Here is a 16,854-nt window from a genome sequence, read left to right on the forward strand (position 1 = left end):
AATGTCAGACCAGAGAAACCAGCCCGTTCTGTCCCTGATATTGCCAGTGCAACCGATCGCCCTCGCGGGTGATTTCCGGTACGGCAAGGGAAGTCATATCCTGACTGGCCGACGCGCACACCGCGCTTATCAGCCAGTGTGAACCGGCGGAATAAGAGCTTTTGAGCAGCGGAATGACGGCGGTTTCGGCGAACATAATGCTGCTGTTAGGTGGCGTCACTACCGTGGCAGCCTCGCGCATTGTTGTGTTATCTGCGCTGGCAATCCGGCTGATACCGTTGCGTGCGGTCAGTGTAATCGCCTGCTGATCCGCAGAAATGTCTACTTTGGCTGTCGGATCCTGGATTACCGCAAAGCCCCCCTCGGCGGTATCGAGCGGACGCTGGTTTTCCAGATGATGAATGCGCAGGTGCCAGTCGCCGCAGGGAACCAGCCAGGTGCGCACTGAGACGTCCTGCCACGGCAGCCAGCGGGAATAAATGAATGATTCGGTAATCCGCGTTTCCACACAATCGCGACGTCCGCGAAAATACCCGTCACCTTCGGACAGCATCAGCATCGAATCGCACCCGGCGTGATTCAGCCCGTAACGGCCGCGATCTAGCGTGAAACCGAACTGGCTGGAATAGGCGAATTTGGTGTATTTGGCCTCGGTGTTGACGAAGTTATTCAGCTCCATCTGCCCGGAGGTAAGCATCACCACGTGCTGGCTTTCACCGTCGCGCATCAGAATCTGATTCGCGTGGGCAATGCAGTGGGTACGTGGAAGTGCTGGCAGTGGCGCTTCCTCTGCTTTCCAAAATGCATCGTCCTGCGGCAGTGCAAGGATCAGGAACAGTTTGCACGCCCAGTAAGGCGAGCCCGGAGCGTTATAGTCTTCAGCCATCACCAGATTCGGCGTGTGATAGCCAATACTCAGCACGCCGTCGCGATCGAATATTGGCTGTTTCAGCCAGTGGCGCAGATGGCGCAGGATCAACCCTTTGATAATGCCAGGTGTAAATACCTCCAGCTGGCTGTATGCCGCCGCACTCCAGAAAGCCGCTTCGGCAAAGCGATAGGTCAGGCTGCGGCCAAACGGCACGGCCGCGCCGTCGGCGGAGAACAGGGTGATAAAGTCTTGTGCAAACTGCTTAGCGCGCTGGCGCAGCCTGTAACAACGTGAGGCATCCACATCTGCCATATTTTGTGCGTACAGCAAGCCGTAATAGTGGAATGCCATCGAGATATAATAGTCGCGCGGCCTGCCGGGGCCGTCGGAATACCAGCCATCGCCCAGATAATAGGCTTCCATCAGGTCAAAGCGGGCGGCAACGGCGTCGCTGTCCCACGGCAAACCGGCCTTCTTAAAGCCCATCTGCACCATGATCGGGAAGAAGTTCCAGTTGTTGTTGGGGATCACCGCATCGCGCCCCTGATTCAGCCAGCCCGCCAGGTTTTTCTGTTCCTGCGGCGTAAAGTGCTGCAACAGACGCTTATCCAGCAGCGCCAGCCCGACGCCAAATGCCGCCATTTCTACACAGCGCTGATCAAAATCGCGGATTTTTCCCCAGTACTGTGGATGTTCCGGGTTAGTACCGTTGCGGATAGCATCAAGATAAAAGGGCAGATCGGTGCATTCACCGCCGCCGGCCAGCAGCGGGAAAATACCCCACAACATGCGCGACAGCGCTTCCATTTTGGCAATCTCTTTGCCGTAGTGAGTGGTGGAATTACCCAGATCGATGCCACTTTCGCCTTTTTGGGTATAAGGCGTAACCGCTGAGAGCATGTCATTCAACAGCTGTTGCACGTCATCGCGAGTACGCAGCGGATTATCAGTATTCACTTTATTTTGCGTCATAAAAGCTCTCCCGGTGAGGTGTCAGGGGACCGGTAAATAAGGTTTTTATAATTTGAAATATTATTTCAATTCTCTTTGTCGCGAATGAAATATAGAGAAATGGGAGATGCTGATTGTTACGGGGTTCACAGAATCATGCGAATTTTGAAATTGCTATGGAAGATTTGGCGGTAAAACGGCTTAAATTATAAAAAGCAGACCGAAAATTGTGTTTTGTTGTCATCCGTAATGTTGATGAAAGGAAAGAACGAATGCCGGTATCAGATTATCTGGAACGTATTGCCCTTAATGAACGTCAGGTTTCTTTTAACCGGATGAACCGTGGCAGCGCCAATTATTTCCACTGGCATCAGTGTCTGGAATTACTGTTCGTCAGCCGGGGATACGGCATCGTGATCGTCGATAATCAACAATACACGCTAAGGCCGGGCAGGATGTTTGTGTTTCCGCCGTTCAAGCTGCACAAAGTATTTGTCGACGCGGGCAGCAATAATGCCTACGAGCGCACCACTATTCATCTCGATCACCAGCTGCTCGACGGCTGCCTGCAGTCTTTCCCGCAGCGCCGCGCCCGATTTGCACGTTTATGGGATGCGGATCGTACCGCACACATTTTTGACCTTAGTGAATTCGCGCCGCACATTGAAATTATCCTTGAACAGTTCAATCAGCTTTCTGAACAACAGACACATCAGTGGGAAGAGATCGCCATGCTGGTATTACAGCTGATGGCGTTTATGCCTGCGCAGGAGGACATACCAAAAACCATCAGCCGCACGACGGCGTCAAAAGTAATGCAGTGGATAGAAGAAAATTACGTGCAGAAGTTTGCGATGGCCGATTTATCGGCGGCGGTGGGGCTTTCAGAAAGCTATATATCGCGCGTGTTCGGACAGGAAACGGGCGGGTCAATTCAGGATTATCTCGCCACACGCCGGGTGAAACGCGCCTGCGAACTGCTGCGTTCAACGGACCGGTCGGTGGAAAGTATCGGGCTGCAATGCGGATTTGCCGACGCGCCTTACTTCATCACCCGTTTCAAAAAGATGATAGGAAAAACGCCGCTGCAATATCGCAAGGCGGCATTTTCTTTGTTGCAGTGAGCGGAGTTAGATCTCAGCGAGACAGGATTTCATTGAGTCGAGCGCGAGATGAATGTCGGCTTCGGTGGTCATCCAGTTGACCAGCGCGGCACGCATTCCTGCCTTGCCGTTAAGCGACGTCGGGGTGCAGCGCACCACACCGGCGTTATCCAGCCGTTGCATAAAGCGGTTCCGTTGCGCCAGCGCGTGAGGCGTTCCGTCACCGGATGCCAGCGCAAAGCACACCACATTAAGATTTACCGGCGCGAGCAGGGTAAAACCCGGCGTCTGCACCAGCTGTTCCGCCAGCAATTTCGCCAACGCCACATTACGCTCGACCACCTCAGCCAGACCATCACGACCATAGGCTTTCAGCGCCATCCATACCGGCAGGGCGCGAAACCGCCGTGAGTTTTCCGGCGTCAGATGCAGATAATTGTCCGGGCGCACGCTCGGTGGCTCAAGGTAGGCAGAATGATTCTGGAACACCTGAACCTGCAACGCCAGATGCCGCTGTTGAGTGAACTGCACCGCGCTGTCATACGGCACGTTCAGCCATTTATGTGCATCCACCGTGATGGAATCTGCCTCTTCCCACCCCGCCAGGAGCGGTGCATAGCGGGCTGAAGCCGCTGCCACGCCGCCAAATGCGGCATCCACATGTAGCCAGAATCCGTACTTTTCACGCAGACTGAGCAGCGCAGATAGATCATCAAACGCGACGGTATTCACCGTTCCCGCGCTCGCAAGCACGATGGTCGGCACAGAGGGGGCTGCCGCCAGCGCCTGTTCCAGCGCCACAGGGTCGATTGCCTCGCTGCCCGGCAGGGTCGCGACACTCACCAGCGCATCGCGGCCTAATCCGAGCATGCTCATCGCTTTCACGCTGCTCGAATGCGCCGCCGCCGAAAGTACGCGAACCGCACCAAGCGCCGCCAGCCCGTGCTGCGCCACATCCACGCCGCGCTGTTCGCCCAGCCACTGGCGGGCAATCGCCATGCTCACAAAGTTTGCCATGGTCGCACCACTGACAAAAGTGCCACACAGCGATTTCGGCAGACCGAACAGCTGTTTAAGCTGTGCAATGGTCGCCAGCTCAATGGCCGGTGAAACCGTATCAAAATTCAGCTGGGTATTCTGATCGACGGTGCTGACCAGCCAGTCGGCGGCCAGCGAAGCCGGTGTGCCGCCACCGGTAACAAAACCAAAATAGCGCGGCCCGGCGCTGGCGGACATTCCGCTGGCATACTGCTGCCAGAACTGGCTGAGTGCTGCCTGTGCGCCAATACCGGTTTCAGGCAACCGGTCATCACCAAACTTCAGCTGTTGTTCACTGGCGGGCGGGCAGGTGGAGCGCTCCGGCAATGTTTCCAGGAAAGCAACGGCAGTATCACAGGCCTGACGGAGGATCTCAGGCAAAGTTTCCAAATCTTGCTTAAGCAGTGGGTGCATAAAATTCCATTGATTATCAGATGAATAATAAACGTCAGACACAATTCATTAACTTACCCGATAACGACGCGGCGGCAAATTGACATATTCTCACCTTGTCTGCCAGCTTGCGGGAGAAGAGCCGAGCGGGGAAGCGGGCAGGCTCCAGCGCCAAAAGGTTTCGGTGAGCGACACGGGGGGAAGCAGCCGCCAGCCTGCTCCCCAAATGGTGTGTTCCGGTTGCGGTGAAAAGTCATCTTTAAATGCTGCGTCAATCACCGGTTGCTGCGCAGCATCATCCACATTGAACGCCGTCAGTTCCAGTGCCGTACGCGCCAGAGATAACCGCGATTCACTGCCCTGATGCGTTTCGATGCGCTGCGATAACCCCTGTATCACTGCCGCCGCCATCAGATATCCCGTGACATGATCCAGCGCCTGTACGGGCAGTGGCACCGGTTTATCATTGCCCGATTGCTGCATACCGAAATCTGCGATCCCGCAGCTCATTTGTACCAGACTGTCGAATCCGCGACGTTCGCGCCACGGGCCGTTCCAGCCGTACGCGTTCAGACAAACATCGACCAGCCCCGGTGACAGTGCACGTCGCTGCTCGCTGCCATAGCCCAGTTTATGCAAAGCTCCGGCGCGATACCCGTGAACGATCACGTCGGCCTCACGCAGCAATGCTTCGAAGCGATGTCTGTCCTGCGGATTATGCAAATTCAGCCTGGCGCAGTGTTTACCCAGCGCGACATCCGCTTCCTGACTTAGTTCGTCCCAGCCGAAAGGATCGATGCGCAGAACATCCGCGCCCAGTCCTGCCAGAAAACGCGTGGCGACCGGACCGGCGATAATTCGGGTGAGATCCAGAATGCGTACACCCGCCAGCGGACGTTCACGTTCTAACGCCCACAGTGGCGCAGTGGCAGGCGCGGAAAGTGAACGCTGAAACAGTGGCTCATTTTCGAGAGATTTCCCCTGCATATGTTGCTGCCAGTCACCGACGCTGAACATCTGTGCGGCACAACCTCCAGCCTGCACTACCGCCTGTTCCAGTTCTGCTTTCTTCCACCGGACAACCCGTGGCACCAGTTCTTCGCGGTTGTTCGCCTTACCAAGCAGCGTTTCGACAACTTTTCGATGCGCGGGTGCGTTGGTATGCAAACGGATCCATCCGTCGGCGGTGGCGTAATCGCCCGCCAGACTGTCCCAGGCCGGAGGAAGTGCCCAGCCCTCAGGTTTCAGGCTGCTCTTACACCAGAGAGATGCCAGCCGCCGGTCTACGGTCACAGCATCCACGCGGCCGTGGCGCAGATACAACAAATGAGACAATGCCTGCGCCGCCACCCCAACCGAAGCGGCGATAAGCGGCGTCACCGGATAGTAAGCCGGCAGACTTCCTTCGCCGGCAACAGAAAATGCAGCGGGCAGTGATTCAACACCAGTCAGCTGTGCGTAAAGTTCGCGGGTCTTTTCCCGGATGATCTCACTGGACATGCTGGAACTCCTGAGTGCGGATGACTGTTTCTCAATTCACGTTTACAAATTTATAACATTTTAAACAGTGTGCGCCAAACAGGGGGCGGAGTTAGCAAGATTACGTTTTTTCATTGCCGGTAAATCGATATGAAATATGGGAGGAGTATCACGGTGACAGTGAATAACCACATCATGTCTTTAATACAGTCAGGACGATTCTATGCCCTATTTAGCCGTAATCCTAAAAGGTGATAAAACCACCCACGGTGGAACAGTTTTAGAGGGGTTTGAGCAGGTAACATGTTTGGACATTCCCGTGGCAGGCGTCGGGCATCAGGTTGCCTGCCCGATGTGCAAAGGGACTTTTCCCATCAAGGAGGGAACGCCGCAGATTTCATTCATTGGCGTAGCCGTCGCTATTGAAGGGATGGAAACCGCCTGTGGCGCAAAGTTAATTGGGTCACAACGGATTTTCACGGTATGAAGGTGCTATCTGAATCAAATTGCGAATAAGTCATGTCACACAACAGAATGCTCCTAAAACACCCATGTTCCACACACAAAAATATCGCACGTTAGATGCTTTAAACCAGCATTTCTGAAAATACGCTGAGCCCCTGACACACGGGGGTTGGCGGTGTGTGATGTGCTTACTTTTACAAGCAAAATATTAGCTGAATGCATTCAATTTCTTATACTCGGCATGTGAATTTTACGATAGCCTTAGGGTCGAAATTTTTGAACACCGCGGGGGCGGCGCCCTGAGGCGATGTCCCCAGATTTTTTGCCCAGTACAGGAAACGATTCTGGCATGGAACGAAGAGCATTTATTCAAGCTTCAATGGCATTCGCCGCCTGGTGCGGTGTGCCAGCTATGTCCACACTGTTCACCCGTTCCGCTGAGGCGGCAGAGGCGAATGTGGCTGACGGTGGCGAACTGCCATTTGATTTCAACGCCCTGCAAAAGATGGCGAAGGACTTAGCAGACAAACCTTACGGCGGTGCACCGCTTCCTTTACCTAAAACGCTTGCCGAACTGACGCCGCAGGCCTACAACGCCATTCAGTATGATCACGCCCATTCGCTGTGGAACGGCCTTCAGGACCGGCAACTGGACGTCGAGCTGTTCCACGTCGGTATGGGCTTCAAACGCCGTGTGCGCATGTATTCCGTCGATCCGGTTAAGCATCTGTCGCGCGAAATCCATTTTCGCCCTGAACTGTTTAACTACCACGACGCTGGCGTCGATACCAAACAGCTGGAAGGATTCTCCAACCTCGGGTTCGCCGGTTTCAAGGTCAATAAAGCGCCGGAACTGACGCGTCGCGATGTTGTGTCTTTCCTGGGGGCCAGTTATTTCCGCGCGGTGGATGATACCTATCAGTACGGTCTTTCCGCGCGCGGCGTGGCGGTGGATACCTTTACCGATCAGCCTGAAGAGTTCCCGGATTTCACCGCGTTCTGGTTCGATACGCCCAAACCGGGCGACACAACGTTCACTGTCTATGCGCTGCTGGATGGCCCGAGTATTACCGGTGCCTATCAGTTCGTGATTCATTGCGAACCGACCCGCGTGGTGATGGAAATCGAAAACCACCTTCATGCTCGTGAAGACATCAAACAGCTGGGCATCTCGCCGATGACCAGCATGTTCAGCTGCGGCACCAGCGAGCGCGGGCGCTGCGACACCATTCATCCTCAAATCCACGACTCAGACCGTCTGCAAATGTGGACCGGCAACGGCGAGTGGATTTGTCGTCCGTTGAATAACCCGAAGCGTCTGCAATTTAACGCCTTCGCTGATAACAGCCCGAAAGGGTTCGGGTTGCTGCAACTTGACCACGAGTTCAATAACTATCAGGACGTGATTGGCTGGTACAACAAGCGGCCAAGCCTGTGGGTCGAGCCGGTAGGTGACTGGGGGAAAGGTGCGGTCAACCTGATGGAAATCCCGACCACCGGCGAAACGCTGGATAACGTCGTGTGCTTCTGGCAGCCGGAAAAACCGGTTAAAGCCGGAGCCGAGTTCAGCTTCAGCTATAAACTGTTCTGGAGTGGCACGCCGCCGCACCGCAGCCCGCTAGCGAACGTACTGGCAACCCGGACCGGTATGGGCGGGTTCCCGGAAGGCTGGGCACCGGGTGAAAACTATCCGGCGGTCTGGGCGCGTCGTTTTGCAATCGATTTTGTGGGTGGCGAACTGAAAGCCTTTGCGGACAAAGGAATTGAGCCGGTGATCAACGTCTCTCACGGCAAAATCCAGAATATCGAAATTCTGTACGTGCAGCCGTTCGACGGTTACCGGATCCTGTTTGACTGGTATCCTGACAGCGATTCTGTTGCGCCGGTTGAGTTGCGCATGTTCCTGCGCTCCGGCCAGACCGCGTTGTCTGAAACCTGGCTGTATCAGTACTTCCCGCCAGCGCCGGAGAACAGGAAGTATATCGACGATCGCACCATGAGATAAGCTGCTATCAAACCTCACCAAAAGCAAAAGCCTCGATTGATTCGAGGCTTTTGCTTTTCTACTTTCTTGTTTTGCAGATGAACCGGACACAGGATCTGCATGGGGTAAAACAAGAGCAGTGCGTTGACTAAGGCGAAGACGGCAATCAGAACGCCTTAACCAGCATGCCTGGTTGCGGTTGTTGCTGAGGATTTCTCAGCGCCGCGTCGAAAGATTTTTCGACTTCTTTCAACTGTTGCAAGAATTCGTGTGGCGAGAAATCGTGTGGTTTGCTGCTCATATAGGCCAGGGCCAGTTCTTTGGCGTTGTAACGTTGAAAGTTATACATGCTGTTCCTCATTCATCTCAAAAGTTAATAAAGGTGTGGCTAACAGCAAGCTGGCTGACTCAAAACGACTTACCCTTGCTTACGACGTGCTGCCAATGAAGTGCATTCTACGGCAAAGATTGATAAGTGAAAGTGGGTGGTGTTTATGAATTTGATAGCTGAAACCTAACACGGAAGATTGTATTCGTTGCGATGCAGAATAGTTATTTTGGGTGATTAATTCATCACGCAGCTATCTTTGCGGCGGCTAATATCATCCTGATAAAAGATAAAATTTCTTTGCGAGTCATGCTGTTATTGTGAATTAAAAGGGTGGGCGAAAGCGGCTGACTGCGTTACCCTCAAAGGAGTCATTCACATCAACATTGTCTACGAAAAGAGGTTTTTATCATGAGTAAATTTATCTTCTCTTCGCCAGGAAAATATGTTCAGGGAAGCGGTGTGCTGGATGAGTTAGGGGACTATTTACCGGCGCTTGGCGGCAAATCTTTCCTGATTGCTGATGACGTGGTCTGGGGAATTATCGGCGAGCGCGTCGAGGCGTCGCTGAAAAAAGCGCAGGTCGAATTCCATTACGAGCGCTTTAACGGTGAAGCCTCTGCCAGCGAAATTACCCGACTGGCAGGCATTGCGCGTGATGCCGGTACACAAGTAGTAGTTGGCCTCGGTGGTGGTAAAACCCTCGATAGCGCGAAAGCTATTGCCGACGAACTCAAGCAGAACGTGGTGATCGTCCCGACCGTTGCCTCTACCGATGCGCCATGCAGCGCGCTCTCGGTGATTTACACCGATGAAGGTGTGTTCGAATCCTACCGTTTCTACAATAAAAACCCGGATCTGGTGCTGGTCGATACTCACGTCTGCGCGCAGGCGCCAGTACGTTTGTTCGCTTCCGGTATTGCCGACGGTCTCGCCACCTTTGTTGAAGCGCAGGCGGTATTGCGCTCCCATTCACATTCAATGGTAGGCGGCGATCCGACCATTGCAGGTATGGCGATTGCCGAAGCCTGTGAGAAAACGCTGCTGACCTACGGCTACAGCGCCTATACCGCCGTCGAACAAAAGCTGGTGACGCCTGCGGTAGAAGCGGTCGTGGAAGCCAACACGCTGCTGTCCGGTCTCGGTTTTGAAAACGCCGGTCTGGCAGGCGCGCACGCAATCCACAACGGTTTTACGGCGATTTCCGGTGATATTCACCATCTGACGCACGGTGAAAAAGTCGCTTATGGCACGCTGACACAGATGGTGCTCGAACAGCGCCCGGACGAAGAAATTGCGAAGTATGTGCGTTTCTATCGCGCGATCAAAATGCCGACCACGCTGAAAGAAATGCATCTGGAAAACGAATCTTTCGCCAATCTGGTGAAAGTCGGCGCGCTGGCGGGCGGCGAAGGCGATACGTTGGGTAACCTCAATCACAATCTCTCAGCGGAAGACGTCGCTAATGCAATTCTGGCGGTGGATGCGTTCAGCAAGTCTGTGAAGTAGGTTTTAGGAACGTTCAAAAATCCCAACCATGCAGGTGAAAACTGGCAGAAGAGTAAAGTGTCCGCGCCATGGATGGCGCGGTTCGAGCCATCAGGAATGATTTCACGGCGTTTTTACGATCTGCCCGTTTTCACATTCCGTATCAATGCTTAAAACCGTCCCAACACCCACGGCAATGCCACCGGCAGCTGCGAGAGCAGATACAACACCAGCCCGATAAACGCGCCGACCAGCGTGCCGTTAATGCGAATAAACTGTAAATCCTTGCCGATGTTTAGCTCTATCTGACGTGACATATCGCGCGGATCCCAGCCTTTCACTGTATCGCTGATGTGGCGGGTGAGGAATGCGGCGAAGTCCGGCGCGACTTTTCCGGCGATAGTTTCCATTTGCAGATTCAGCGATGCCCGCAGTTTTTCATCCTGCGCCAGCGCATTACCCAGCCACTGGCCGGATTCGGTGACTTTGGCGAACACCTGCGAATCCTCGCTTTCTAAATCTTCTTTCAGCCAGTTGCGCATATCGCCCCACAGTTGCAGCACGTAGGCGTTCAGTTTCTCGTCATCCTTCAGATACTGTTTGATTTCCTCGGCTTTCTGCGCAGTCGCCGGATCGTTTTGCAGTTTCCAGATAAAGCTCTGCACCGAGCGGTCAAACCCTTTACGGAAGGCGTGGGTTTTGTCATTGCCCATATCGTCGAGCACCGAATTGACTGCGTTAGAAACCATATCAGCGCCGTTGCGCCCCAGCCAGTCGGTCGGCAGCAGTTTGGCGGTGAGCGGATGTTCGCGCTTCATCCAGCCGACGATCTGCGCGGAGATAAACGCTCGCGTGCTGTCTTTGGCCAGTAAAACCTCCAGCTGATCCATTGCCTGATCCAGCAGTTCCTGATGACGACCATTTTTGGTCAGGCTTTCGAGCAACGTGGCGATGGAGGCCGAGAGATCAATTTTGTCGATCACGCGATACAGCGCGCGGCGAATAAGCTGCGCGATCCGTTGATCGTCGGTGACATCCAGAAAACCACGGATCATCTTCACCGCATATTTGGCGAAACGTTGCGCGTTGTCCGGCGCATTCAGCCAGTCGGTGAGCATCTGCGCCGGATCATGCTGGCGGATCAGGTTAATGAGCGTCGCGGGCGCGAGGAATTTCTCCTGCACGAAGACCGCCAGATTGTCGGCGATTTTGTCTTTATTTTTGGGGATTATCGCAGTATGGGTGGAAACAAACGGCACCGGTACGCGGCGAAACAGCGCCACGACGGCAAACCAGTCAGCCATTGCGCCGACCATCGCCGCTTCGGAAATGGCTTTCAGCCCTGACACCCAAAAGTTCTGTGGCAAAAAAAGGGTGATGACAAACAGGGCCGCAGCAATCAGCAGCAGCCCCAGTGCGTTACGTTTACTTCGGCGAAGTTCTTGTTCTTTATCCATTGCCACAGTGTAGGAAGCGAAAAGCGGGCTGTCAGCTTTTTTTCCCGATGTGGCAATAAGTTGATAAAATGAGAATTATTCTTGATATGACACAAGGTCTCATTAAACTGCCTGCAATCAGTTTTCGGTATTCATAATGAGAGCATTTCATGGAGTTGTTACGCGTCGTTTTTAAGCAGTATCGCTGGCCTTTTTTGGGCGTCATGCTGCTAAGCCTGCTCAGCGCCGTGCTGGGCATCGGCCTGATCGCTTTTATCAATCTCAAACTGATTGAAACCACGAACGCCTCTTTGATGGTGTTACCGCAGTTTCTCGGATTACTTCTGCTGCTGATGGCCGTCACGCTCGGCTCACAGCTGGCGCTGACCATCCTGGGTCACCACTTCATTTACCGCCTGCGCGGACAGTTTATTAAACGTATTTTAGATACTGATATTGAACGCATCGAGCAAATTGGCAATGCGCAGCTGCTTGCCAGCCTCGGCAGCGATATCCGTAATATCACGCTGGCGTTCGTACGCCTGCCGGAACTGGTGCAGGGGATTATTCTTACCCTCGGTTGTGCTGCCTATCTCGCGTGGCTGTCGCCGGAAATGTTGCTGGTGACCGTCGTCTGGCTGGTAATCACCATTGTCGGCGGCTTCAAACTGGTCTCGCACGTCTATAGTCATCTGGCAAAAGTGCGTGACGCAGAAGATAAATTGCAGACTGATTATCAGAAAGTGATCGAAGGGCGCAAAGAACTGGCGCTGAACCGAGAACGTGCGCGCCATCTGTTTGATGATGTGTATCGTAAAGACGCCGAAGAATATCGGCACCACATTATTCGCGCCGATACCTTCCACCTGAGCGCCGTGAACTGGTCGAATATCATGATGCTCGGTGCGATCGGCCTGGTCTTCTTCATGGCTAATACCCTTGGCTGGTCGAATACCGACGTTGCTGCAACCTATTCGCTGACGCTGCTGTTTCTGCGCACGCCGATGTTACAGGCGGTGGGCGCATTGCCGACGCTGCTCAGTGCCCAGGTGGCGTTCGGCAAACTCAAAGCCCTTAAGCTGGCGGAATACGATGAAGCCTTCACGCCGCCGGTAGCGCCTGCGCGCTGGCAATCCCTCGAACTACGCGATCTGGTCTTCAGTTATGAAGGCAAAGAAGAAGGTGCCGGTTTTGGCGTCGGCCCGCTTAATCTGACTATTACCCGTGGTGAATTGGTATTTCTGATCGGAGGTAATGGCAGTGGCAAATCGACCATGGCGATGCTACTGACCGGCCTGTATCAGCCGCGCTCCGGGCAAATCCTGCTCGACGGTGTGCCGGTGACAGCGCAGAACGCAGAGCAATATCGCCAAATTTTCTCGGCGGTGTTCACTGATTTTCATCTGTTCGGCCAGCTGATGGGTCCGCATGGGCAGACGCCGGATCCGTTGCTGGTGGAAGACTGGTTGCAACGCCTGAAAATGAAGGAAAAACTCCAGTTCAGCGGCAATGAAGTGACCAATCTGCAACTCTCCGCCGGGCAGCGTAAACGTGTCGCGCTGCTGCTGGCAGCCGCGGAAGGGCGTGATTTCCTGCTGCTCGATGAATGGGCTGCGGATCAGGACCCGCAGTTCCGCCGTACGTTCTACCGCGAACTTTTACCGCAGCTGCGTGACATGGGCAAAACCGTGCTGGCAATCAGCCACGATGATCACTATTTTGAACACGCCGACCGTCTGCTGGAAATGCGACAGGGTAAACTCAAAGAGCTGCATGGGCAGGATCGCGCTGATGCCAGCCGTGATGCAGTCGCACAGATAGGTCTTTAAGTGCTGTTTTTCAAGATAAAGGAAAAGTCATGAACTGGAATGAAGTGATGGTGTGGGGCATCAGCGGTGTGGTACTGGGGTCGTTGATCAGCCTTTTACATAAAAAAGGCAAAATTGGCCGCGTGCCCGGCATCATCTTGTTTTTAGTGCTCATCATCGGCGGCAATATCCTGTGGAGCGGGGTGATAAAACCGCGCGTCATGGGGGAAAGCGAAGAGCAGAAAATTGATCAGGCGCTTGCACAACTGCCGCTCTATGGCACCATCAAGGCGCAGGAACCGGCGCTGTACGCGCAGATCCGCAGCAATATTCTGAAGATGAAAAGAGACGGCAAACCGCAGCAGGAAGCTATTGATACGGTCAAGCCGATGGTATCCGAACTGCTTTCAAAACGTATTGTTCATGCGCCGGATGCCGCCGTGAATGCTGCCATGCAGGTTAATCTCGAAGAGATGCAAACGCTGCTGGCACGCAAAGACGGCACCTGCTTTAAGTTTCTTTATCCGCAGGTCAGCGGCGGGGTAAATACGGCAGAAGTGCTGCCACCGGCGCTGTTTAGCAAAGATCTCAGCACCATGAATGATTTACTGCTGGCGACCGGCCCGGATCAGAACGAATTTCCTGCCGCGGTGAGTACGGAAAAAGTCATCCTGATGATGGCACCGGTGCGTCAGGCGCTGGGAAACATGTACGGCGATCAGTTGCAGATGTTCAGCGATTTGACCAAGCCGGACGTTGATCGCGAAAAAGTGTGCGAGATTTCCATCAGCCTGTACTCCGGCATTCTGGCGCTTCAGCCAGCGGATTCGGCGGCGATCCTGCGCCAGATGCTAGGTAAACCGAACTGATCCGCGCGGACAGTGCGCGCCCGCGTGCTGTCCGCTTAATTTCCAATGCTGACAAACAGACAATCCCTACTACTTTTCCGACTAAGAACAGGTATTCTTAGCCCCAGAGTCAAAAACAATAATTCCCCGAACATCCGGAACCCTTTTTCTATGCAAAAATTGTTAAGAATGCCGCTGTTACTGGCATTGTTGTCATGTCTGATGATGACACCCGCGCTGAGTCACGCTGATGAAGCTACCGGGCAATCGGCGGCGGCACAGCCGGTCAAAGTCAACGCCAGCACGGCGTTGCCGGCACTGCAAAAACGTCTGGATCAGTTGAAACAGCAGGTTTCAGCCGCCAAAACCGACAAGAAATTCACCGGCCTGAACGACGGCGCACAGAAGCTTGCCGAAGACGCCGATAAACTGGCCGTGGCGCTGGCGCCGCAGCTTGAAGAGGTGCAGGCGCAGCTGGATGTGCTCGGCCCGGCACCTGCAGCGGGCACGCTCACCGAAACCCCTCAGGTGGTCAGCCAGCGTAACAAGCTCAACAATAGCAAAACGCTCCTGACCACGCAGATCGAACAAACCAAAGGTATTGCTACTGGTGCGCGGAACCTTTCATCGCAGATTTCCGGCATGCGCCGTGATGCGCTGAAAACCCAGATCGCGCTTAACACCGGCAGCATTCTCGGCGGTAATTTCTGGTCGCCGCTTATCACCCCTAATGATGACGATGCCGCGCGCTTCGATGATTTCGGTTCGCAGGTCCATGATGCGTGGACGCAGGCATGGAGCGAAGACTGGCGCGTGGGTACCGGAATTTATCTGTTGCTGGCGCTGGTGATTGGCCTGTTCGGGCGCAAAACGCTGGATCGTCCGATGAACTGGATCCTCCCGCGCTGGTTGCCGCACGGGCGCTTTCGCCGCAGCTTCCTCGCCTGTTTTACCACGCTGAGCACCACCTTTACGCTGGGCGTCAGCGTGCAGCTGCTTTGTTACATCTTCACGCGTCTGCCGGACACTTCACAGTGGGTGAATGAATTTGCCGAGCAACTGGTCGAACTGACCTATTTTTCCGCAGTGATCGCAGGTTTGGGTATCGCGTTACTGTCGAACAGTCATCCGTCATGGCGTTTGCCTGGCATTGCCGACCCGCTGGCAAAAACGCTGGGCTCATTCCCGATCCTGCTGGCAACCTTTATCTTCCTGTTCGGCATAATTGAACAGCTGAACAATCTGGTGGGTGCGAGCATCCCGGCCACTCTGTTTGGCAATGGCTTAGCCGCGCTGCTGGTGGCGCTAAACTGCCTGATTGCACCGGTACGCGTTAACCGGATGCGCCGCAAAATGCGCGCCGACGGCGAGCAGACGGAAGCGCGTTCAACGATAGCCGGGCTCATCCATCTTTTGATAAGCCTTACGGCGTTCGTCATTCTTATCGCGTTGCTGATTGGTTATATTCCTCTGGCGCGTTTCGTGACCTTCGAACTGCTGTGGATAGGTCTGGTGGTCAGCAGCCTGTATCTGCTGATCCACTTCTGGGTGGACTTATGTGAAAGCGTATTTTCTGACACCACGCACAGCGGTAAAATCCTCAAAAGCACGCTGAGCGTGAACGATCGCCATCTGTCGCTGGCAGCCACGCTGTTCTCGGCGATAGGTAAAACAGCATTGCTGCTGATGGCCGCCGTCGCGTTGCTCAACGGTACTTTCGGGACCACCACGCCGCTGGAGTTGCTGAGCAAAATCGTCGACATGTGGGGCGGTAAGGGCCTCGAAAGCCTGAACATTATCCCGGCGCACGCCGTGAATGCCGTGTTGTGTCTGGTGGTAGGCTGGTATGTGCTGCGTTCCGCCAAACGCTGGCTGGATAATGATTTCCTGCCAAAAACCATGATGGATCGCGGGATGCGCGCCTCGCTGGTCACGTTGTTCACCAACGTCGGTTACGTGCTGATCATCATGCTGACGCTGTCTTCGCTCGGCATCGAATGGAACAAGCTTGCCTGGATCGTCAGTGCCTTGTCGGTCGGTATTGGTTTTGGTTTGCAGGAGATTGTGAAAAACTTCATCTCCGGTCTGATCCTGCTGACCGAGCGTCCGGTGAAAGTGGGCGATTTGATCAGCATCAGCGGTGTGGAAGGGGATATTCGTCGTATCAACGTCCGTGCCACCGAAATACAGCTCAGTGATAAATCCACGGTCATCGTGCCTAACTCACAGCTTATTTCGCAGAACGTGCGTAACGCCACTATGGGGAATGCGCAGGGTGTGGCGACTATCGTGCTGACTTTCCCGCTGGACATCGATCCTGAACAGGTGCGCACGTTGTTGCTGGACGCCTACAACCTGCACGAATCCATTTTGGAAAACCCGCCGCCGTCCGTGAGTTTTAAAGAACTGGGCCCGACCGGCATTGTGCTGAGTGTCACCGGCTACGTGAACAGCCCGCGTATGGTGGGTGGAACGCGCAGTGATTTGTTGTATGAAATTTTGAAGATGCTGCGGGCAGCGGAGATCAGTCTGAGTCAGACGCAGACTATGGTGTTGGAGCAGCCGATAGCGCGGGTTACCGCAGCGGCGGAGGAATCGTAGTTTAAATTCAAAACCCTGGGGTGCCGCTCAAACAGGCATTAAATGCTGATCGAGTAAGTTT

General features: G+C 54.3%; 12 protein-coding genes. 7 read left to right on the forward strand and 5 right to left on the reverse strand.

What is annotated here, in order from left to right:
- Nucleotides 1-4 precede the first annotated feature (4 nt).
- Nucleotides 5-1,843 carry a DUF2264 domain-containing protein gene (locus tag GE278_09750; protein ID QLK61019.1) on the reverse strand — a complete coding sequence of 613 codons (1,839 nt, stop codon included), beginning with the start codon at nt 1,841-1,843 and terminating at the stop codon, nt 5-7.
- A gap of 251 nt (nt 1,844-2,094) precedes the next feature.
- On the opposite strand from GE278_09750, the gene GE278_09755 reads away from it, so the two are divergent.
- Nucleotides 2,095-2,946, forward strand: coding sequence for a helix-turn-helix domain-containing protein (locus GE278_09755; GenBank protein QLK61020.1), 852 nt, complete (start codon nt 2,095-2,097; stop codon nt 2,944-2,946).
- A gap of 6 nt (nt 2,947-2,952) precedes the next feature.
- Here GE278_09755 and GE278_09760 read toward each other — a convergent pair whose 3' ends face one another.
- Nucleotides 2,953-4,377, reverse strand: coding sequence for an aspartate aminotransferase family protein (locus GE278_09760; GenBank protein QLK61021.1), 1,425 nt, complete (start codon nt 4,375-4,377; stop codon nt 2,953-2,955).
- A gap of 90 nt (nt 4,378-4,467) precedes the next feature.
- A complete protein-coding gene (locus GE278_09765; protein ID QLK61022.1) occupies nt 4,468-5,856 on the reverse strand; it encodes an acyl-CoA transferase in 1,389 nt (462 codons plus the stop codon).
- A gap of 202 nt (nt 5,857-6,058) precedes the next feature.
- Here GE278_09765 and GE278_09770 point away from each other — a divergent pair, with 202 nt between their 5' ends.
- On the forward strand, nt 6,059-6,322 hold the full coding sequence (locus GE278_09770; protein ID QLK61023.1) for a PAAR domain-containing protein: 264 nt from the start codon (nt 6,059-6,061) through the stop codon (nt 6,320-6,322).
- Nucleotides 6,323-6,649: 327 nt separating this feature from the next.
- Nucleotides 6,650-8,305: a glucan biosynthesis protein D gene (gene mdoD, locus GE278_09775; protein QLK61024.1), complete on the forward strand. Its 1,656-nt coding sequence runs from the start codon at nt 6,650-6,652 to the stop codon at nt 8,303-8,305.
- A gap of 145 nt (nt 8,306-8,450) precedes the next feature.
- Here the strand turns inward: mdoD and GE278_09780 are convergent, their stop codons facing one another.
- Nucleotides 8,451-8,633, reverse strand: a complete 183-nt coding sequence (locus GE278_09780) for a hypothetical protein (protein ID QLK61025.1) — start codon at nt 8,631-8,633, stop codon at nt 8,451-8,453.
- 390 nt (nt 8,634-9,023) lie between these two features.
- Between GE278_09780 and GE278_09785 the strand changes: the two genes are divergently transcribed.
- Nucleotides 9,024-10,121 carry an iron-containing alcohol dehydrogenase gene (locus GE278_09785; GenBank protein QLK61026.1) on the forward strand — a complete coding sequence of 366 codons (1,098 nt, stop codon included), beginning with the start codon at nt 9,024-9,026 and terminating at the stop codon, nt 10,119-10,121.
- A 149-nt stretch (nt 10,122-10,270) separates the two neighbouring features.
- Here GE278_09785 and GE278_09790 read toward each other — a convergent pair whose 3' ends face one another.
- Nucleotides 10,271-11,557, reverse strand: a complete 1,287-nt coding sequence (locus GE278_09790) for a DUF445 family protein (protein ID QLK61027.1) — start codon at nt 11,555-11,557, stop codon at nt 10,271-10,273.
- 149 nt (nt 11,558-11,706) lie between these two features.
- Here GE278_09790 and GE278_09795 point away from each other — a divergent pair, with 149 nt between their 5' ends.
- From GE278_09795 to GE278_09805, 3 genes are all read left to right on the forward strand, one after another.
- The gene (locus GE278_09795; GenBank protein ID QLK61028.1) at nt 11,707-13,365 is read left to right on the forward strand and encodes a multidrug ABC transporter permease/ATP-binding protein; all 1,659 of its coding nucleotides are present in this window, start codon (nt 11,707-11,709) and stop codon (nt 13,363-13,365) included.
- Nucleotides 13,366-13,394: 29 nt separating this feature from the next.
- The gene (locus GE278_09800; GenBank protein ID QLK61029.1) at nt 13,395-14,213 is read left to right on the forward strand and encodes a hypothetical protein; all 819 of its coding nucleotides are present in this window, start codon (nt 13,395-13,397) and stop codon (nt 14,211-14,213) included.
- A 150-nt stretch (nt 14,214-14,363) separates the two neighbouring features.
- Complete coding sequence (locus GE278_09805) at nt 14,364-16,793, forward strand: DUF3772 domain-containing protein (GenBank protein QLK61030.1); 2,430 nt, start codon at nt 14,364-14,366, stop codon at nt 16,791-16,793.
- The last annotated feature ends 61 nt before the right edge of the window (nt 16,794-16,854 follow it).

Source organism: Enterobacteriaceae bacterium Kacie_13, from assembly GCA_013457415.1.
GTDB lineage: Bacteria > Pseudomonadota > Gammaproteobacteria > Enterobacterales > Enterobacteriaceae > Rahnella.